This window comes from Luteimonas sp. Soil_N_1 (genome assembly GCF_057656255.1).
In genome coordinates, this window is the sequence record NZ_JBDGKS010000001.1 from 1,050,538 (window position 1) to 1,068,208 (window position 17,671).

Here is a 17,671-nt window from a genome sequence, read left to right on the forward strand (position 1 = left end):
CGCCGCCGGCGCTCAGCTGGCGGAGTGTCCGATTTTGACGCCGGCGCTCAGCCGGCGAGATCGCCGAACCGCGCCTGCAGCGCCGCGATCGCGGCCATGCCGGCGGTCTCGGTGCGCAGGATCCGCGGGCCCAGTCGCAACCCGTTGAAGCCGGCGTTGATCAACGCCGCACGATCGTTCGCGGACCAGCCGCCTTCCGGACCGATTGCGAGCACGATGCTGCCGGAAGGCGGCGTCATCGTCGCGAGCCCTGATGTCGCATCGGGATCGAGCAGCCAGCGCGACGCACCGGGAGGCAGATCGGCGAGCGCGGCGGCCAGCGCGCGCGGCGGCGCGACTGCCGGAATCTTCGAGCGCCAGCTCTGTTCGCAGGCCGACACCACGACGCTGCGCCAGTGCGCCAGACGCTTGGCCGCGCGCTCGGCGTCGAGCTTCACTTCACTGCGATCGCTGGAGACCGGCACGAAGGCGGCGACGCCGAGCTCGGTCGCCTTCTGCAGGATCCAGTCCATCTTCTCGCCGCGTGCGATGCCCTGTACCAGGGTGATCGACAGCGGCGATTCCAGATCGATCGCGCGGCTGCCGGTGATCTCGGCCACAGCGCTGCGCTTGTCCACGCGGACCAGACGCGCGTCGTGATCGACGCCGTCGCCGTTGAACAGTACGCAGGCATCGCCTTCGCGCAAGCGCAGTACACGCACCAGGTGCGCCACGGCGTCGTCGGGCAGTTCGACCGGCTGGCCGGTGGCGAGCGGGCGATCGACGAAAGCGCGGATCACACGCATGCGGTGCCCGCCTCGATGGCTTCGGCAGTGACGTCGGCCAGCAACTGCAGCTGTGCATCGTCGATGCAGTAGGGCGGCATCCAGTACAGGATGTCGCCGAGCGGACGCAGCAGCACGCCGCGTTCGACCGCGTGCCGGTACGCGCGCAGGCCGACGCGCAGCGCCGGATCGAACGGCGTGGTCTTGTCACCATCACGGGTGAGTTCGAACGCGACGATCATGCCGGTCTGGCGCGTGTCGGCGACATGCCGGTGCGCACCGATCTGCGCCGCGAGTGTCGCCATCTTCGCTGCCGTGTCACTGTTGCGCGCCAGCACATCATCGGTGGCGAAGATGTCGAGCGACGCCAGCGCCGCGGCGCAGGCCAGCGGATTGCCGGTGTAGCTGTGCGAGTGCAGGAAGGCGCGTTCGCGTGAGGCGTCGAGGAAGCCGTCGTACAGCGCCTGTGTCGCCAGCACCGTCGACAGCGGCAGGAAGCCACCGGTCAGGCCCTTCGACAGGCACAGCAGATCCGGCTGCACCCCGGCCTGTTCGAATGCGAACAGCGTGCCGGTGCGACCGAAGCCGACCGCGATCTCGTCGGCGATCAGGAACACGCCATGCACATCGCACAGCTCGCGCACGCGCTTGAGATACACCGGGTCGTGCATGCGCATGCCGCCGGCGCACTGCACCAGCGGTTCGAGGATCAGCGCGCAGATCTCGCCGGCGTGTGCATCGAGCAGATGCGCCAGCGCATCGGCCGCGTCTTCGGCGTGGCCGGCCGCGCTCTGACCGGCGCGCGCGGTATAGGCATCGGGCGAGGGCGCGAACACCGACTCGCACAGCAGCGGCGCATAGACGCGGCGGTACAGCGGAATGTCGCCGACCGCGAGCGCACCGAGCGTCTCGCCGTGATAGCCGTTCTGCAGCGCGACGAACTTGGTCCGGCGCGGTTCGTCGCCGCGGTTCTGGAACCACTGGAACGCCATCTTCAGGGCGACTTCGACGCCCGCCGAGCCGTTGTCGGCGAAGAACACTTTGGTGAGCGGCGGGCGGCCCGGCTCGCGCGGGGCCACGGCGAGCAGGCGCTCGGCGAGTTCGACCGCCGCCGGATGCGTGCAGCCGGCGAGGATCACCTGTTCCAGCGTGCGCGCCTGCGTGGCGATGGCCTCGGCGATGCGTGGCTCGGCATGGCCGTGCAGGTTGGTCCACCAGCTGCTGCCCGAATCGAGGATCTTGCGGCCGCCCGCCTCGATCAGCCAGGCGCCTCCGCCACGCACGATCGGCAACATCGGCTGGATATCGGGATGCTCGCGCATTTGGGTGCAGGGGTGCCAGACCGCGGCGAGGTCGCGGGTCCGCCAGTCGTTGCCGTCGGCTAGAATGGCCGCATCGTGAATCTGTCCAGTCATCCCGTCATTATCGCTCCCCAGCGCCGCCGTCGTGCAGACGGGAGGGCGCGGGCATGAGTAAGACGCTGCCGACCATCCACGAGGTCACCGAGCACGAAGCGGCGCTGTACCGCATGGAGCGGCTCGATCTGGAGTTCTCCAACGGCGAACGGCGCCTGTACGAACGCCTGCATGGCCGCGGCCATGGCGCGGTGATCGTGGTGCCGATGCTGGATGCGGAGACGGTGCTGCTGGTGCGCGAGTACGCCGCCGGCTTCCATCGTTACGAGCTGGGTCTGGTCAAAGGCCGCATCGATGCCGGCGAGTCCGCGCTCGAAGCCGCCAACCGCGAGCTCAAGGAAGAGATCGGCTATGGCGCGCGCAGTGTCGAAGCGCTGCGCTCGATCTCGCTGGCGCCGCAGTACATGAGCCACCAGGCGACGCTGGTCATCGCGCGCGATCTGTATCCCGAGCGTCTGGCCGGCGACGAGCCCGAAGAGCTCGACGTGGTGCCGTGGAAGCTCGATGCTTTGCACGAGCTGATCCTGCTCGACGAGTTCTCCGAGGGTCGTTCGATCGCCGCGCTGTTCATCGTCCGCGACTGGCTGCGTCACCACGGTGGCTGACGCCGCCGGGCCCGTCACTGCAGCGGTTCGCGACGGCGTCATCGCGATCGCGCGCGCCGCGGCCGACGCGATCCTCGCCGTCTACGCCCAAGACTTCGACGTCATCCGCAAGGCCGACGCCAGCCCGGTGACCGCCGCCGATCTGGCCGCGCACCGCGTCATTGTCGAAGGCCTGCGCGCCCTGACGCCCGACATTCCGATCGTCTCCGAAGAATCCGCCGTCGTGGTGCCCGCTGCGGAGCGCCGCGCATGGACCCGCATGTGGCTCGTCGATCCGCTCGACGGCACGCGCGAGTTCGTCAAACGCAATGGCGAGTTCACGGTCAACATCGCGCTGATCGAAGACGGCGTCGCGGTGTTCGGCGTGATCCAGGCGCCGGTGACCGGTGCGCTGTGGCATGGCGCGCCCGGGCATGGTGCGTTCGTCCGCGAAGGCGATCGCGACATCGCACTGCAGGCGCCGCGCCATGACCCCTCGGCGCGCGTCGCATTGCGCGTGGCCGCGAGCCGCTCGCACCGCGATCCGCGCACGACGGCGCTGCTCGAGCGGATCGGCGATGTCACGCCGGTGCCGCTGGGCTCGTCGCTGAAGTTCTGCCGGCTCGCCGAGGGCGGCATGGATGTCTATCCGCGCTTCGGCCCGACCAGTGAATGGGACACCGCGGCCGGCCAGGCGATCCTCGAAGGCGCAGGCGGCGCGGTGCTCGACCGCCAAGGCCGGCCGTTCCGCTACAACCAGCGCGACACGATCCTCAATGGCGATTTCATCGCCCTGGGCGATCCGTCGCTGCCATGGCGCGACTGGCTCGACTCGCGCGACTCGCGCGACTGATCATCGCGTTGACGTCGTGCAGCGACGCCTTTCGACGCGCCCGTGCAGGCGCAGACACGCACGACGCTGGCTAGACTGGCGCACGCCGCATCCCACGTCTGGCCACAGGATTTCCCATGTCGCATGCCCCCGGCGATATCCATCGCATCCTCGACATCATGGCGCGCCTGCGCGATCCGCAGAGCGGCTGTCCCTGGGACGTCAAACAGGATTTCGCGTCCATTGCCGCCTACACGATCGAGGAGGCCTACGAGGTCGCCGATGCGATCGATCGCGGCGACCTGCCTGGCTTGTGCGACGAACTCGGCGATCTGCTGCTGCAGGTCGTCTTCCACGCGCAGATGGCGCAGGAGCAGGGCGCGTTCGCGTTCGGCGATGTCGTCGATGCGATCAGCGACAAGATGATCCGCCGGCACCCGCACATCTTCGGCGACGTCTCGGCCGACGATGCCGAGACCGTGCTGCGCAACTGGGAGGCGATCAAGCGCGAGGAGCGCGCCGCAGCGGGCGAGACGGACACGTCGGCATTGGCCGGCATCGCACGCGGGCTGCCGGAATGGCAGCGCGCGGTGAAGCTGCAGCAGCGTGCCGCACGCGTGGGCTTCGACTGGCCGGGCCCGGAGCCGGTGATCGCGAAATTGCACGAGGAGATCGACGAGGTGCGGGTGGAGTTCGACGCGGTCGCTGCCGATCCGGATGACACTGCGGCACAGGATCGACTCGAAGAAGAACTGGGCGATCTGCTGTTCGTCGCGGCGAATCTCGCGCGGCACGCGAAGGTCGATGTCGGCGCCGCATTGCGGCGCGCAAACCACAAGTTCGAGCGTCGTTTCCGTGCGATGGAAACGATGGCAGCGGCCGAGGGCAGTGCGCTCGCAGGCCAGTCGCTGGACGCGCAGGATGCGTACTGGAACCGCGCCAAGCAGGCCGAGCGCGAGACATGAAAACGCTGCTGCTGTTCGTCGCCACCGCGTTCTTCGAGATCGTCGGCTGCTATCTGCCGTGGCTGTGGCTGCGCAAGGACGGCAACGTCTGGTTGCTGCTGCCGGCCGCTGCGGCACTGGCCGCGTTCGTGTGGTTGCTGACCCTGCATCCCACCGCATCCGGGCGCGTGTACGCGGCCTACGGCGGGGTCTACGTCGCAGTCGCGCTGCTGTGGCTTTGGCGCGTCGACGGCATCGTGCCCAGCCGCTGGGATCTGCTGGGCGCCGCGCTGTGCCTCGGCGGCATGGCGGTGATCATGTTCGCCCCGCGCAGCGCCTGACGACGGTTGACGCACGCAGGCGCCGGTGCGATCAATGGCGCGTATACCGCCTGCTCTGGGAGGACGCATGCGCCGCTTCGCCAGTTTCCGCGAGTTCTATCCGTTCTATCTCGGCGAGCACGCGCATCCGGTGTCGCGGCGCCTGCATTTCATCGGCAGCTGCGGCGTGCTGGCGCTGGTCGGCGTGGCGATCTGGCAGCGCAATCCGATGTGGCTCTGGGCCGCGCTGGTCTGCGGTTACGCCTTCGCGTGGGTCGGCCACTTCTTCTTCGAGAAGAACCGGCCGGCCACGTTCAAGCACCCCATCTATTCCTTCATCGGTGACTGGGTGATGTTCAAGGACATCCTGACCGGCCGCATCCGCTTCTAGGCGGGCACTGCCGGGCCCGTGGCCCGTTCATGGTCGCTCCGGGACAGGTCCCGCCGGCACGCGGCTGCTAGACTGTGCAGCGCTGTCCGGGCTGGCGCCCATGCGCCGCGCGGCCACGTCTTTCCCACTTTTGCCGCGTGAGCGCGGCTGCAGGAGTCCGGATTCATGGCGATCAAGGTAGGCATCAACGGCTTCGGCCGCATCGGCCGCAACGTGCTGCGTTCGGCAGTGGAGAACTTCGACGGCGAGATCGAGATCGTCGCGATCAACGACCTGCTGGAGCCGGACTACCTGGCCTACATGCTGTCCTACGATTCGGTGCACGGCCGCTTCAAGGGCACGGTGTCGGTCGAGGGCAACACGCTGACCGTCAACGGCAAGCAGATCCGCCTGACCCAGGAACGCGATCCGGCCAACCTGAAGTGGGACGAAGTGGGCGCCGACGTCGTCATCGAGTCGACCGGCCTGTTCCTGACCAAGGACACCGCGCAGAAGCACATCGATGCGGGCGCGAAGAAGGTGATCCTGTCGGCGCCGTCGAAGGACGACACGCCGATGTTCGTGTTCGGCGTCAACGACAAGACCTATGCCGGCGAGACGATCGTCTCCAACGCCTCGTGCACCACCAACTGCCTGGCCCCGATCGCCAAGGTCATGCACGACAAGTGGGGCATCAAGCGCGGCCTGATGACCACCGTGCACGCGGCGACCGCGACGCAGAAGACCGTCGACGGCCCGAGCAACAAGGACTGGCGCGGCGGCCGCGGCATTCTGGAGAACATCATTCCGTCGTCGACCGGTGCGGCCAAGGCCGTCGGCGTGGTGATTCCCGAGCTCAACAAGAAGCTCACCGGCATGAGCTTCCGCGTGCCGACGTCCGACGTGTCGGTGGTCGACCTGGTGGTCGAGCTCGACACGCCGGCGAGCTACGAAGAGATCTGCGCCGAAATGAAGGCGCAGAGCGAGGGCGCGCTCAAGGGCATCCTGGGCTACACCGAGGACAAGGTGGTCGCCACCGACTTCCGCGGCGAGACCTGCACCTCGGTGTTCGACGCAGAGGCCGGCATCGCGCTCGACCCGACCTTCGTCAAGCTGGTCAGCTGGTACGACAACGAATGGGGCTACTCCAACAAGTGTCTGGAGATGGTCCGCGTGGTCGCGGCGAAGTAATCGCGCAGTCCCGCGACGCGATATCCGAAGCCCCGCACATGCGGGGCTTCTTGTTTCCGGGGCATCGCCGGTAAGGTGGCCGGACGCGCCGTCCGGCGCGGCGGGGGTGCCATGGAAGAACTCGTCGTACTGATCGGGCTTGCGCTGTTGACGGTGCCCGTCCTGCTGGTCGTCGGGCTGGTCATGCTGTTCGGCCTGCGCCGGCGCGTTGCCGAGCTCGAAGACCTCAGCGAACGGCTGCGTGCGGAGATCGCCGGTCGGGCAATGCCGTCCGCCGCGTCCGTGCCGGTCCGCGTGGCGCCCGCACCGGCTGTGACCACGCCCGTCGATCCATTGGCGCCGGCGGCTGCGGCGGCTTCTGTGCCGGTACCGCCAGTGCAGCAGGCGTCACCCGCGCCGGTCGCAGCGCCGCCACCGTTGCCGGCCGCGCCGCCGCGCGCGGCCTGGCGCGATGCGGACCCGGTCCGTCCTGCGCCCACCTCACACCAGCCGGCCACGCCTGGCGCGCCTGCCGGGCCGGACGTGTTCGAACGCGGCCTGCGCCTGGTCCGGCAGTGGTTCACCTCCGGCAACGTGCCGGTGAAGATCGGCATGCTGGTGCTGTTCGCCGGTGTCGCCGCGCTGCTCAAGTACGCCAGCGACGAGGGCCTGCTGCAGGTGCCGGTGTCGCTGCGTCTGGCGGGCGTGTCGGCGGCCGCGGTCGCGGGACTGGTGTTCGGCTGGATCCGCCGCGACAGCCACCGCACGTTCGCGCTGAGCCTGCAGGGCGGGATGATCGGCATCCTGCTGCTGGTGGTATTCGCCGCATCGCGGATGTTCGATCTGGTTCCGATGGGGTTCGCGTTCGCGGCGAGCGTGGCGCTGGTGTTCGGCGCCGGCGCGCTGGCGGTGCTGCAGGGCGCGATGGCGCTGGCGGTGTTCGCGGTGCTGGCGGGCTTCCTCGCGCCGATCTGGCTGTCGACCGGCAGCGGCAACCACGTCGCGCTGTTCGGTTACTACGCGGTACTCAATGCGGCGATCGTCGCCATCGCCTGGTTCCGGGCGTGGCGGCTGCTCAACCTGCTCGGTTTCGTCTTCACCTTCGGCATCGGCACGCTGTGGGGCGTGCTGGATTACGACGCGACCGACTACCCGTCCGCGCAGGCATTCCTCGCGCTGTTCTTCGCGATCTACCTCCTCGTGCCACTGCTGCATGCGCGCCGGCGCCCGCCGGGACGTCGCGATGCCATCGATGGCGCGCTGGTGTTCGGAACGCCACTGGTCGCCTTCTCGCTGCAGTCCGGCCTGTTGCGCCATGACACCACCGCGCTGGCGCTGTGCGCGCTCGGCGTGGCGGCGCTGTATGCAGGTCTGTCGTGCTGGCTGCGGCGTGGCGGACGCTTCGAAGTGCTGCAGCAGTCGTACGCGCTGCTGGCGGTCGGGTTCGCGACGCTGGCGGTCCCGCTTGCGCTGTCCGCGCAGGCGACCGCATGCGTGTTCGCACTCGAAGGTGCTGCGCTGGTGTGGCTGGGACTGCGCCAGCAGCGGCGGCTGCCGCGCTGGTCGGGCGTCGGCCTGCAGGTCGCGGCCGTGGTGGCCTATGTGTTCGCGGCCGGCAACACGACGGTCGACGGGACGCCATTCGCGAACGGACTGTTCGTCGGCGCGATGCTGATCGCGCTCGCCGGGCTCGCGATCGCCTGGGCCTACGCGCGCGCGCAGATGCGTGTGCCGGCACGCCTGGCCTGGATCTGGGCGCTGGCGTGGTGGCTGGGGGCGTGGGTGCTGGAACTGGAACGCGTCCTGCCGCAGGCGTCGGTGCCCGACGCATGGCTGGTGCTCGCCGCCGTGACCGCCTGGCTCGCTGCCGAGCGCCACCGGCGTGACCCCGATGTCGTGCTGGCTGCGACGGTGTGCGGTGCACTTGCGGCGGCAGTGCCGCTCGCGCTGTGGCAGGCCGATGTCCACCAGCAGCCGTTCGCTGGTTACGGCGTGTGGGCCTGGCTGGTGTTCGGCGTCCTCGGCGTGCGAAGCCTCGTCTGCCTGCGTGCGGGAGAGGGTGGCTTCGCGCGGGCGGCGCAGTGCGTCTGGTGGCTGCTGTGGCCGTTCGTGCTGTCGCTGCTGCTGGTGCGGATCGTCGACGACGTCGGCGGCGCATGGCGGCTGGTCGCGGTCATCGCGCCCTGGCTGGTGATCACCGCAGTCGCGTTGCTGCGCTGGACGCTGCTGACGCATCCGCTGGGTGCTGCGTTCGAACCGATGCGCGTGCCGTTCCGTGCGATCTGCTGCCTGGTACTGGCCGCATGGTGGCTGCTGGCATTGCGTACCGCCGGTGATCCCGCACCCCTGCCATGGATCGCGCTGCTGAATCCACTCGATCTTGCACAGCTCGCAGTCCTGTTGCTGCTGTCGCGCTGGTTGTGGAGTGGCGATGCGGCGGTCGGGATACCTGCACGCGTGCCGTTGCTGGCCGCCGGCGCATTCCTGCTGGTCACCGCGATCACACTGCGCGGCGCGCATCACTGGGGCGGCGTGGCATGGGATGCGACGCTGGCGGGCAGCAGTCTGGCGCAGACCAGCCTGACGGTGGTCTGGAGCGTGCTGGGCGTGCTCGGCTGGGTCATCGGCTCGCGTCGCGGCCAGCGCGTGCTGTGGCTGGCAGGTGCGGTGCTGATGGCGATCGTGCTGGCCAAGCTGGTGCTGGTCGACCGCAGCCACCTGGGCAACCTGTGGGGCATCGGCTCGTTCATCGCCTACGGCCTGCTGTGCACGGTCGTCGGCTTCTTCGCGCCGGCGCCTCCGCGCACCGCGGCACCCGAACCGGCGCCGGAGGCCGCCGCATGAGCCGCCTGCTGCGACGCATGAGTCTGCTGGCCTGCTGCCTCGCGAGTGCTGCAGCGGTCTCGGCCACGGACGACGCGGCCTTCGTCGCGCAGTGGGAACTGACGTTGCCGCCCGGTGATGCAGGGGCCTACCAGGTCCAGCTCGATGCAGCGGTCTATACGACCGCGGTGTCGCCCGCGCTGCGCGATGTCATCGTGGTCAACCGCGATGGCCGCCAGGTGCCGGCATTGCTGCAGTCCGCACCCACGCCGCCGGCACGCCGCACGACGCAGCCGCTGGCGTGGTTCCCGTTGCCGGCGACGGCTGCGCGCACGGGCAGTGACATCACGGCGATCAGCGAGCTCGACCCCGACGGCCGCCTGCGCCGTATCCAGTGGCAGCCGGCGCGCGACGATGCGCCGCCGGCTGCGTTGCTGGTCGACACCGGTGCGTCCGGGCAGCCGCTGCAGGCACTGGTCCTGGACTGGGGCACCGCGGCGTCGCCGTTCGAACGCACGCTGCATGTCGAAGCGTCCGACGACCTGCGCGCGTGGCGCCCGCTGCCGGCCGCGGCGCGCCTGCTCGATCTGCGTCGCGGCGAGGCGCGACTGGTCGAGCGGCGGATCGCGTTCGATACGCCAGCCCGGATGCGCTATCTGCGGGTCACGCCAGGCGCAGGTGCGGGCACGATGCCGGCCATCGTGTCGCTGGTCGGCGAAACGACGGTCGCAGGCGACGCGCCGGCACGGGAGTGGGTCGCGCTCGAAGCGACCGGTGCGCCCGACGCGGCCGGCGGCTTCGTCTACAGGCTCGATGCGCGCGTACCGGCGACCCGGGTCGACATCGGTCTGGACGGCAACGCGACCGCGCGCTGGACGCTGGCCGTGCGCGATGACGATGACGCGCCGTGGCGCACGGTGGCGCAGGACTGGCTGGTCTATCGCATCGGTGCGGATGCCGCCACGCGCACGCCGCCGCTCGGGCTCGACGCGCCGCTGCGCGCACGCCAGTGGCGACTGCTGCCGGATGCAGCGCAGGCAGGCGCCGCGCCGACGTTGCGCCTGGGCTACCGGCCGGAACGCCTGGTGTTCGTCGCCGAGGGCGCGCCACCGTTCTCGCTGCGCGCCGGCAGCGCGCGCTCGGTGCGCGGCGATGCGCCAGTTGCACCGGTGCTCGCCGATCTGCGTGCACGCAACGGCGGCAGCTGGACGCCGCCGGTCGCCACGCCGGGTGCGCGCGCCGCACTTGCGGGCGAGGCGGCGCTGGACGACACGCCGCCGCGCGACTGGGGCACGTGGCTGCTGTGGGGCGTGCTGGTGCTGGGCGTCGTGCTGGTCGGCGGTTTTGCGGTGCGCCTGCTGCGGACACCAGCGCCGGATCGATAGATCGACCGGGCGGCGCCCACGTCCGCCTGGTGCGGATGATCGACCTGCCGGTTTGCCTGCCCGCAGGCACAGCGCGGACAATGGGCGGCTGACGCACACGCGTTTCCCCCTCCCACTGCAGCGAGTCCAGCGCCCATGACCATCGTCCGCATGACCGACCTCGACCTTTCCGGCAAGCGCGTCCTGATCCGCCAGGATCTCAACGTGCCCGTCGACGGCGGCAGGGTCACCTCCGACCAGCGCATCACCGCGTCGCTGCCGACGCTGCGTTACGCGCTGGAGAAGGGTGTCGCGGTCATGGTGACCTCGCACCTGGGCCGGCCGAAGGAAGGCAGCTGGAGCGAGGCCGATTCGCTGGCGCCCGTCGCTGCGCGCCTGTCGGAGCTGCTGGGCATCGACGTGCCGCTGGTGCGCGACTGGGTCGACGGTGTCGAGGTCGCGCCGGGCCAGCTGGTGCTGCTGGAAAACTGCCGTATGAATGTCGGCGAGAAGGACGACGACGAGGCGCTGTCGAAGAAATATGCCGCGCTGTGCGACGTGTTCGTCATGGACGCCTTCGGCACCGCGCACCGCGCGCAGGCGTCGACGCACGGCGTGATCCGCCATGCGGCGACCGCGGCGGGTGGCCCGCTGCTGATGGCCGAACTCGATGCGCTGGCCAAGGCGCTCGACGCGCCGGCACGCCCGCTGCTGGCGATCGTCGCCGGCAGCAAGGTCTCGACCAAGCTCGAACTGCTGTCGTCGCTGGTCGGCAAGGTCGACCAGCTGATCGTCGGCGGCGGCATCGCCAACACCTTCATCGCCGCGCTGGGCCACAGCGTCGGCAAGTCGCTGGTCGAGACCGACCTGCTCGACACTGCGAAGCAGATCATGGCCGACGCCAAGGCACGCGGCGCCGACATTCCGGTGCCGACCGACGTCGTCGTCGCACCTGCATTCGCGGCAGATGCACCGGCGACCGTCAAGGCGGTGGATGCGGTCGACGCCGACGACATGATCCTCGACATCGGCCCGGACACCGCGAAGCGCTACGCGGCGATGATCGCGGATGCCGGCACCGTGGTCTGGAACGGCCCGGTCGGCGTGTTCGAATTCGACGCGTTCGGCAAGGGCACCGAAGCACTGGCGCGCGCGATCGCGTCGTCGAAGGCGTTCTCGATCGCCGGTGGCGGCGACACGCTGGCGGCGGTCGACAAGTACGGCATCGCCGACGATGTCTCGTACATCTCGACCGGTGGCGGCGCGTTCCTGGAATTCCTCGAAGGCAAGACGCTGCCGGCGGTTGCGGCGCTGGCTGCACGCGGGGCATGACCGACGCGCTGTTCTTCGATCTCGACGGCACGCTGATCGATTCGGAGGCCGGCATCCTCGGCGGCATCGCGCATACGCTCGAGGTGCTCGGCCAGCCGGCGTTGCCGCGCGAAGCATTGCTGCCGTGGATCGGCCCACCGTTGCGCGACAGCTACGAGACGCTGTTCGACGGGGACCGCGCGCGTGCCGAACACGCGGTGGCGCTGTACCTCGCGCGGTACGACGCCAGTGGCTGGCGCGAGCACACGGTGTATCCCGGGATCCCCGACGCGATCGCCGCCCTGCGGGCCGCGGGTTACAGGCTGGCTGTCGTCACGTCGAAGAACGAAGGCTTCGCGCGCCGGATCATCGACGCGTTGCCGTTCGGCACCGCGTTCGAGACCGTGGTCGGTGCCAGTGGCGACGGCACGCGCCGCTACAAGCGCGAGCTGATCGCCGAAGCCCTGTCGCGCCTGGCGATCACCGCGTCGCAGGCCACGATGATCGGCGACCGGCGCTACGACATGGAGGGGGCAGGGCAACACGGCATGCGCGCAGTCGGCGTATCGTGGGGTTTCGGCAGCGACGCCGAGCTCCGGAACGCAGGTGCGGACGTGGTCGTGGCATCCCCCGGGATGCTGTTTCCGGTCCTCGCCCGGGGCGCCTGACCGGACGATCGTGGCGCCGTTCCGCCCTTTCACGCAATGCGCGTGCTGCTCCGCAGCATGCGATTGACTACCGGTGGACATTACACTCGGCCCATGACCAAGACCGACCTGCCTTCCGTTCCGGCGCACCGTCGCCGCACCCGTATTCTCGCCACGCTGGGCCCCGCGACCGACGCGCCCGGGGTCCTCGATGCGCTCATCGCCGCCGGCGTCAACGCCGTCCGCCTCAACTTCTCGCATGGCGATCCTGCCTCGCAGCAGGTACGCGCCGAAGCCGTGCGCGCCGCGGCCGATCGCGCCGGCGTCGAGATCGGCATCCTCGCCGATCTGCCGGGCCCGAAGATCCGCATCGAGAAATTCGCCGAGGGCAAGGTGCAGCTGCGCGCCGGCGCGCGCTTCGATCTGGTCGCCGATCCCGCAGCGCCTCCGGGCACCGTCGACGAAGTCGGCGTCAGCTATCTCGGCCTGCCGGGCGACGTGGAGGCAGGCGACGTGCTGCTGCTCGACGATGGCCTGATGCAGTTGCAGGTCACCGCCGTCGAAGGCGCGCGTATCGTCACCACCGTGCTCAACGACGGCGTGCTGTCGAACCGCAAGGGACTCAACAAGCAGGGCGGCGGGCTGTCGCTCGGCGCGCTGACCGACCACGACCGCCAGCTGATCAAGGTCGCGGCCGACATCGGCGTCGACTTCATCGCGGTGTCGTTCTGCCGCAACGCCGCCGACATGGAAGAGGCGCGTTCGATCGCACGCTCGCACGGCAGTGACGCCGCGCTGGTGTCGAAGATCGAGCGCACCGAGGCGATCGACAACCTCACCGAGATCATCGACGCCAGTGATGTGGTGATGGTCGCGCGCGGCGATCTGGGCGTGGAGATCGGCGATGCCGAGCTGCCGGGCCTGCAGAAGAAGATCATCCGCGAGTCGCTGGCCCGCAACAAAGTGGTGATCACCGCGACGCAGATGCTGCAGTCGATGGTCGAAAGCCCGATGCCGACGCGCGCCGAAGTGCTGGACGTGGCCAACTCGGTCATCGACGGCACCGATGCGGTGATGCTGTCGGCCGAGACGGCTGCCGGCGCGTATCCGGTGCGTGCGGTCGAAGCGATGGCGCGTATCTGCGTCGGCGCCGAACGCCAGTTCGCCCACGACACCGATTTCGAGAAAGCACCGCGCAATCTGGAGCGCGCCGACCATGCGATCGCGATGGCGGCGATGTTCCTGTCCGAGCACGTTGGTGTCGGCGCGATCGTCGCGATGACCGAATCCGGCGGCACCGTGCGTTACCTGTCGCGTTTCCGCGGCGGCGCGTCGATCTATGCGTTCGCCCGCCACGATGGCGCGCGGCGGCGCATGTCGCTGATGCGCGACGTGTTCCCGTTCAACTACGACAGCCGCGGCCAGACGCCGCGTGAAGCCGCGCGTGGCAGCGTGCGCCTGCTGGTCGAAGCGGGCCTGCTCGGCCCCGGCCAGCGCGTCGTGTTCACCAGCGGCGAGCACATGGAAACCCACGGCGCTACGAACACGCTGCGCCTGCTGCAGGTGGGACCGGACGGGCGCGCCGAGGGCCTGGGCGAGCTGTAACACGCGGCCTGCGCGCGCCGGATTCTCGGAAGCGGCGCGCGGCAACCCGATGTCTCCGGAAGCCCGGCCGATGCGCCGGGCTATAATCGCGGCCCTTTCCCGTCGCGATCCCGGAACCCCGTCATGAGCATCGAACAACTTGCCGAAACCGCCCAGGCCATGGTGGCGAAGGGCAAGGGCATCATCGCGATCGACGAGTCGACGGGCACGATCGGCAAGCGCTTCGAGCAGGTCGGAATTCCGAACAACGAAGAGAACCGTCGCGCGTACCGCGAGCTGCTGCTGACGACGCCGAAGCTGTCGGAGCACATCAGCGGCGCGATCCTGTTCGACGAGACCCTGCGCCAGTCGACGAAGGCAGGCGTACCGTTCGCGAAGTACCTGACCCAGCACGGCATCATCCCCGGCATCAAGGTCGACAAGGGCACGCATGCGCTGGCGGGTTTCCCGGGCGAGCTGGTGACCGAAGGCCTTGACGGCCTGCGCGCGCGCCTGGAGGAGTACTACAAGCTCGGCGCGCGCTTCGCAAAGTGGCGCGCGGTGATCACGATCGGCGAAGACATGCCGTCGGGCACCTGCATCGACGTCAACGCGCATGCGCTCGCGCGCTACGCGGCGCTCTGCCAGGAGCAGGGCCTGGTGCCGATGGTCGAGCCGGAAGTGCTGTTGGAAGGCGACCACGACATCCAGACGTCGTACGAAGTCACCGAAGTCGTGCTGCGCGGTCTGTTCGATGCGCTGTACAGCCAGAACGTCATGCTCGAAGGCACGATCCTCAAGGCGTCGATGGTGCTGCCGGGCAAGGACTGCGAGGAAGACGCGGACATTGAAGAGGTCGCCGAAGCGACCCTGATGTGCCTGAAGTCGTCGGTGCCGGCGATCCTGCCGGGCATCGTGTTCCTGTCGGGCGGCCAGTCCGACGAACTGGCCACCGCGCATCTCGATGCGATGAACCGTCTCGGGCCGAACCCGTGGCCGCTGTCGTTCTCCTACGGTCGCGCGATGCAGCAGGCCGCGCTGAAGCTGTGGTCGCAGGATCTGGCCGGCAACGTGCGCAAGGCGCAGGACACCGTCTATGCGCGCGCCCGCGACAACGGTCTGGCCGCGCAGGGCAAGTTCGACGGCTGATCGCGGCAGCGGATCGTCTCTGGAAACGCCGGCTTCGTGCCGGCGTTTCCGTGTCCGGCCTTTAGCAATCCGCGAGCGCGGCTTCGTAACGCGCGCGCATCGCGGCGTCGTGGCAGCAGAACAGCACCTGCGTCGGCGTGTCGCCGGTCCACGCGCGCACGGTGTCGACGGCGATCTGCACCGCTTGATCGATCGGATAGCCGTAGACGCCGCAGCTGATCGCCGGAAATGCGATGCGTGCGAAACCATGTTCGTGTTCGGCTGCGAGCGCGAGGCTGTTGCGATAGCAGGCCGCGAGCGCCTCGGCTTCGCCGGCATCGCCGCCGCGCCACACCGGGCCGACGGTGTGGATCACCGACTGCGCCGGCAATCTGAAGCCCGGCGTGATCCGCGCCTCGCCGGTCGGGCAGCGCACACCCGGACGCACCTCCGGCAGGGCGCGGCACGCCTGCAGCAGGGCAGGCCCGGCAGCGCGATGGATCGCGCCGTCGACACCGCCGCCGCCGAGCAGGGTTTCATTCGCGGCGTTGACAATCGCATCGGCGTCGACGCGGGTGATGTCGGCCTGACGGGCTTCGAGAATCGGCATGCGCTCAGGCTCGGCGCCGCGGCGTGGAGGCCGGGTGAGTCTTTCGCGCGGAGGCGGCGATTAGGCTGGTCCGGCATTTCCGAGCGCCGAGGTCATCGATGAGCGTCGTTTCCCGATCCACACGCCTGCATGTGCCGCTCGCGGTCCACGACGCGCTACGACGCGGCAGCGCCATCGAGGCGATCAAGCAGTTGCGCGAGGCGAATCCCGGGCTGAAGCTCGCCGACGCGCGCGACGCGGTGCAGCGTCTGGCGGAAAACCCGTCGGATGCGCTGGATCCCGATGACCGGTTCCGGCCCGCGGGCGGCGCCGCGCCCCCGTCGAGCGGCACGCTGCCCAGCGAAGTCGCCGCGAAGCTCGCGACCGGCAACATCGTCGACGCCGCGAAGCGTCTGCGCGAGGTCAAGCCGGGACTGAGCGACCAGGCGGCACGCGACGCGATTGCGAAGCACAGCTCGTCATTGATGCGCGAGGCGCGCCAGGAAACCGTGGTGCGCGGCGACAGCGGCCAGTTCGGCTGGCTGGGCTGGGTACTCGCGCTGGTGATCGTCGGCGGTGGCCTGGCGATCTGGCTGGGCTGAGACGTCCGCCCGGGGACGTCGGACGCATCGGCGCACGCGGATGCATGCGCCGATGCATAGAGCGGTCAGGGCAGGCCGGCCAACCAGTCGTCGTCGGAGCCTTCGTTGACGTCGGCGAACAGCGGCGTAGAGAAATAGCGCTCGCCGGTGTCGGGCAGCATCATCAGGATCACATCGCCGTCTTGTGCGGTCTTCGCCACTTCGAGTGCGGCGGCCGCGGTCGCGCCGGCGGAGATGCCGACGAAGATGCCTTCCTCGGCGGCGAGCCGGCGTGCAGTCTCGATCGACAGGCCGTCATCGATCGAGATCACTTGCGCGGCGATGTCGCGATTCAGCACGGCCGGCACGAAGTCCGGCGTCCAACCCTGGATCTTGTGCGGTGCCCATTCCTTGCCCTGCAGCAGCGCGGCGCCTGCAGGTTCGCAGGCGGTGACCTTCACTTCCGGACGCGCGACCTTCAGCACTTCGCCCACGCCGGTCAGCGTGCCGCCAGTGCCCCAGCCGGTGACGAAATGGTCGAGCCGGCGGCCGGCGAAATCGCGCAGGATCTCGGCGGCCGTGGTCTGCCGGTGATACGCCGGATTGGCGGGATTCTCGAACTGGCTGGCCCAGAACCAGCCGTGTTCCTCGGCCAGCGCCTTCGCGCGCTTGACCATGCCGCTGCCACGTTCGGCGGCGGGGGTGAGGATGACCTTGGCGCCATAGGCGCGCATCAGCTTGCGGCGTTCGATCGAGAAGGTCTCGACCATCGTCGCGACGAACTTGTAGCCGCGCGCCGCGCAGACCATCGCCAGCGCCACACCGGTATTGCCCGACGTCGCCTCGACGACGGTGTCGCCCGGCTTGAGCAGGCCCCGCTGTTCGGCATCGAGAATGATCGCCAGCGCGAGGCGGTCCTTGACCGAGCCACCGGGGTTGAAGGATTCGACCTTGGCGTAGAGTTCGACGTTCGGCGGGGCGATGCGGTGCAGACGCACGACCGGCGTATTGCCGATGGTCTGGAGGATGTTGTCGTACAGGGCCATGGGGGATGCCTCGACACGAGCGCTGGGCGCGGTCGGACCAGACTGGGCCATAACGCACGAGGCCGCCAGCGGTTGACGTGGAACGCTGTTTTTTCATGCCCATCCGATGGCACAGGGAACGTCACGGACCAGCGGGTAAGATCGGGCGGTTTTCCGTACCGGTAGCGCTCCCTTGTCCCAGCAGCACGTCTCTGTCCGT

Annotated in this window: 17 protein-coding genes; 13 read left to right on the forward strand and 4 right to left on the reverse strand. The window is 69.3% G+C overall.

What is annotated here, in order from left to right; translation table 11 throughout:
• Positions 1 to 47: 47 nt before the first annotated feature.
• Both AC3A4E_RS04775 and bioA read right to left on the reverse strand, forming a co-directional pair.
• The gene (locus AC3A4E_RS04775; protein ID WP_487630404.1) at positions 48 to 785 is read right to left on the reverse strand and encodes a 16S rRNA (uracil(1498)-N(3))-methyltransferase; all 738 of its coding nucleotides are present in this window, start codon (positions 783 to 785) and stop codon (positions 48 to 50) included.
• A complete protein-coding gene (gene bioA / locus AC3A4E_RS04780; protein WP_487630405.1) occupies positions 776 to 2,179 on the reverse strand; it encodes an adenosylmethionine--8-amino-7-oxononanoate transaminase in 1,404 nt (467 codons plus the stop codon). The genes AC3A4E_RS04775 and bioA overlap by 10 nt, the downstream gene beginning before the upstream one ends.
• Before the next feature lie 53 nt (positions 2,180 to 2,232).
• On the opposite strand from bioA, the gene nudE reads away from it, so the two are divergent.
• From nudE to AC3A4E_RS04840, 12 genes are all read left to right on the forward strand, one after another.
• Positions 2,233 to 2,784, forward strand: coding sequence for an ADP compounds hydrolase NudE (nudE, locus tag AC3A4E_RS04785; protein WP_487630406.1), 552 nt, complete (start codon positions 2,233 to 2,235; stop codon positions 2,782 to 2,784).
• Complete coding sequence (gene cysQ, locus AC3A4E_RS04790; RefSeq protein ID WP_487630407.1) at positions 2,777 to 3,616, forward strand: 3'(2'),5'-bisphosphate nucleotidase CysQ; 840 nt, start codon at positions 2,777 to 2,779, stop codon at positions 3,614 to 3,616. The genes nudE and cysQ overlap by 8 nt, the downstream gene beginning before the upstream one ends.
• Before the next feature lie 116 nt (positions 3,617 to 3,732).
• On the forward strand, positions 3,733 to 4,560 hold the full coding sequence (gene mazG / locus AC3A4E_RS04795; protein ID WP_487630408.1) for a nucleoside triphosphate pyrophosphohydrolase: 828 nt from the start codon (positions 3,733 to 3,735) through the stop codon (positions 4,558 to 4,560).
• Positions 4,557 to 4,880, forward strand: coding sequence for a YnfA family protein (locus tag AC3A4E_RS04800; RefSeq protein ID WP_487630409.1), 324 nt, complete (start codon positions 4,557 to 4,559; stop codon positions 4,878 to 4,880). Before mazG ends, AC3A4E_RS04800 begins: the two co-directional genes overlap by 4 nt.
• A 67-nt stretch (positions 4,881 to 4,947) precedes the next feature.
• Positions 4,948 to 5,250 carry an Mpo1-like protein gene (locus AC3A4E_RS04805; protein ID WP_332079604.1) on the forward strand — a complete coding sequence of 101 codons (303 nt, stop codon included), beginning with the start codon at positions 4,948 to 4,950 and terminating at the stop codon, positions 5,248 to 5,250.
• A 165-nt stretch (positions 5,251 to 5,415) separates the two neighbouring features.
• Positions 5,416 to 6,420 (forward strand): type I glyceraldehyde-3-phosphate dehydrogenase, encoded by a 1,005-nt coding sequence (gene gap / locus AC3A4E_RS04810; RefSeq protein WP_487630410.1) that lies wholly within the window; start codon positions 5,416 to 5,418, stop codon positions 6,418 to 6,420.
• 111 nt (positions 6,421 to 6,531) lie between these two features.
• A complete protein-coding gene (locus AC3A4E_RS04815) occupies positions 6,532 to 9,243 on the forward strand; it encodes a DUF2339 domain-containing protein (RefSeq protein ID WP_487630411.1) in 2,712 nt (903 codons plus the stop codon).
• Entirely contained in the window at positions 9,240 to 10,607 is a 1,368-nt protein-coding gene (locus AC3A4E_RS04820) for a DUF3999 family protein (RefSeq protein ID WP_487630412.1), read from the forward strand. The genes AC3A4E_RS04815 and AC3A4E_RS04820 overlap by 4 nt, the downstream gene beginning before the upstream one ends.
• A 135-nt stretch (positions 10,608 to 10,742) precedes the next feature.
• Positions 10,743 to 11,918 carry a phosphoglycerate kinase gene (locus AC3A4E_RS04825; RefSeq protein WP_487630413.1) on the forward strand — a complete coding sequence of 392 codons (1,176 nt, stop codon included), beginning with the start codon at positions 10,743 to 10,745 and terminating at the stop codon, positions 11,916 to 11,918.
• A complete protein-coding gene (locus tag AC3A4E_RS04830; protein ID WP_487630414.1) occupies positions 11,915 to 12,565 on the forward strand; it encodes an HAD hydrolase-like protein in 651 nt (216 codons plus the stop codon). Before AC3A4E_RS04825 ends, AC3A4E_RS04830 begins: the two co-directional genes overlap by 4 nt.
• A 93-nt stretch (positions 12,566 to 12,658) precedes the next feature.
• Positions 12,659 to 14,149, forward strand: a complete 1,491-nt coding sequence (pyk, locus tag AC3A4E_RS04835) for a pyruvate kinase (RefSeq protein WP_487630415.1) — start codon at positions 12,659 to 12,661, stop codon at positions 14,147 to 14,149.
• A gap of 123 nt (positions 14,150 to 14,272) precedes the next feature.
• Positions 14,273 to 15,277 carry a class I fructose-bisphosphate aldolase gene (locus AC3A4E_RS04840; protein ID WP_487630416.1) on the forward strand — a complete coding sequence of 335 codons (1,005 nt, stop codon included), beginning with the start codon at positions 14,273 to 14,275 and terminating at the stop codon, positions 15,275 to 15,277.
• Between the two features lie 61 nt (positions 15,278 to 15,338).
• Here AC3A4E_RS04840 and AC3A4E_RS04845 read toward each other — a convergent pair whose 3' ends face one another.
• Positions 15,339 to 15,866 carry an O-acetyl-ADP-ribose deacetylase gene (locus tag AC3A4E_RS04845; protein ID WP_487630417.1) on the reverse strand — a complete coding sequence of 176 codons (528 nt, stop codon included), beginning with the start codon at positions 15,864 to 15,866 and terminating at the stop codon, positions 15,339 to 15,341.
• 98 nt (positions 15,867 to 15,964) lie between these two features.
• On the opposite strand from AC3A4E_RS04845, the gene AC3A4E_RS04850 reads away from it, so the two are divergent.
• Positions 15,965 to 16,447, forward strand: coding sequence for a hypothetical protein (locus tag AC3A4E_RS04850; protein ID WP_487630418.1), 483 nt, complete (start codon positions 15,965 to 15,967; stop codon positions 16,445 to 16,447).
• A 65-nt stretch (positions 16,448 to 16,512) separates the two neighbouring features.
• On the opposite strand, the gene cysK is transcribed toward AC3A4E_RS04850, so the two are convergent.
• On the reverse strand, positions 16,513 to 17,472 hold the full coding sequence (gene cysK, locus AC3A4E_RS04855; RefSeq protein WP_487630419.1) for a cysteine synthase A: 960 nt from the start codon (positions 17,470 to 17,472) through the stop codon (positions 16,513 to 16,515).
• Positions 17,473 to 17,671: the final 199 nt, after the last annotated feature.

Excerpts from the sequence above, each read along its gene's own strand:
- AC3A4E_RS04775 (WP_487630404.1), bottom strand. The coding sequence starts at position 785 with ATGCGTGTGATCCGCGCTTTCGTCGATCGCCCGCTCGCCACCGGCCAG.
- bioA (WP_487630405.1), bottom strand. The coding sequence starts at position 2,179 with ATGACTGGACAGATTCACGATGCGGCCATTCTAGCCGACGGCAACGAC.
- nudE (WP_487630406.1), top strand. The coding sequence starts at position 2,233 with ATGAGTAAGACGCTGCCGACCATCCACGAGGTCACCGAGCACGAAGCG.
- mazG (WP_487630408.1), top strand. The coding sequence starts at position 3,733 with ATGTCGCATGCCCCCGGCGATATCCATCGCATCCTCGACATCATGGCG.
- AC3A4E_RS04800 (WP_487630409.1), top strand. The coding sequence starts at position 4,557 with ATGAAAACGCTGCTGCTGTTCGTCGCCACCGCGTTCTTCGAGATCGTC.
- AC3A4E_RS04805 (WP_332079604.1), top strand. The coding sequence starts at position 4,948 with ATGCGCCGCTTCGCCAGTTTCCGCGAGTTCTATCCGTTCTATCTCGGC.
- gap (WP_487630410.1), top strand. The coding sequence starts at position 5,416 with ATGGCGATCAAGGTAGGCATCAACGGCTTCGGCCGCATCGGCCGCAAC.
- AC3A4E_RS04815 (WP_487630411.1), top strand. The coding sequence starts at position 6,532 with ATGGAAGAACTCGTCGTACTGATCGGGCTTGCGCTGTTGACGGTGCCC.
- AC3A4E_RS04820 (WP_487630412.1), top strand. The coding sequence starts at position 9,240 with ATGAGCCGCCTGCTGCGACGCATGAGTCTGCTGGCCTGCTGCCTCGCG.
- AC3A4E_RS04825 (WP_487630413.1), top strand. The coding sequence starts at position 10,743 with ATGACCATCGTCCGCATGACCGACCTCGACCTTTCCGGCAAGCGCGTC.
- AC3A4E_RS04830 (WP_487630414.1), top strand. The coding sequence starts at position 11,915 with ATGACCGACGCGCTGTTCTTCGATCTCGACGGCACGCTGATCGATTCG.
- pyk (WP_487630415.1), top strand. The coding sequence starts at position 12,659 with ATGACCAAGACCGACCTGCCTTCCGTTCCGGCGCACCGTCGCCGCACC.
- AC3A4E_RS04840 (WP_487630416.1), top strand. The coding sequence starts at position 14,273 with ATGAGCATCGAACAACTTGCCGAAACCGCCCAGGCCATGGTGGCGAAG.
- AC3A4E_RS04845 (WP_487630417.1), bottom strand. The coding sequence starts at position 15,866 with ATGCCGATTCTCGAAGCCCGTCAGGCCGACATCACCCGCGTCGACGCC.
- AC3A4E_RS04850 (WP_487630418.1), top strand. The coding sequence starts at position 15,965 with ATGAGCGTCGTTTCCCGATCCACACGCCTGCATGTGCCGCTCGCGGTC.
- cysK (WP_487630419.1), bottom strand. The coding sequence starts at position 17,472 with ATGGCCCTGTACGACAACATCCTCCAGACCATCGGCAATACGCCGGTC.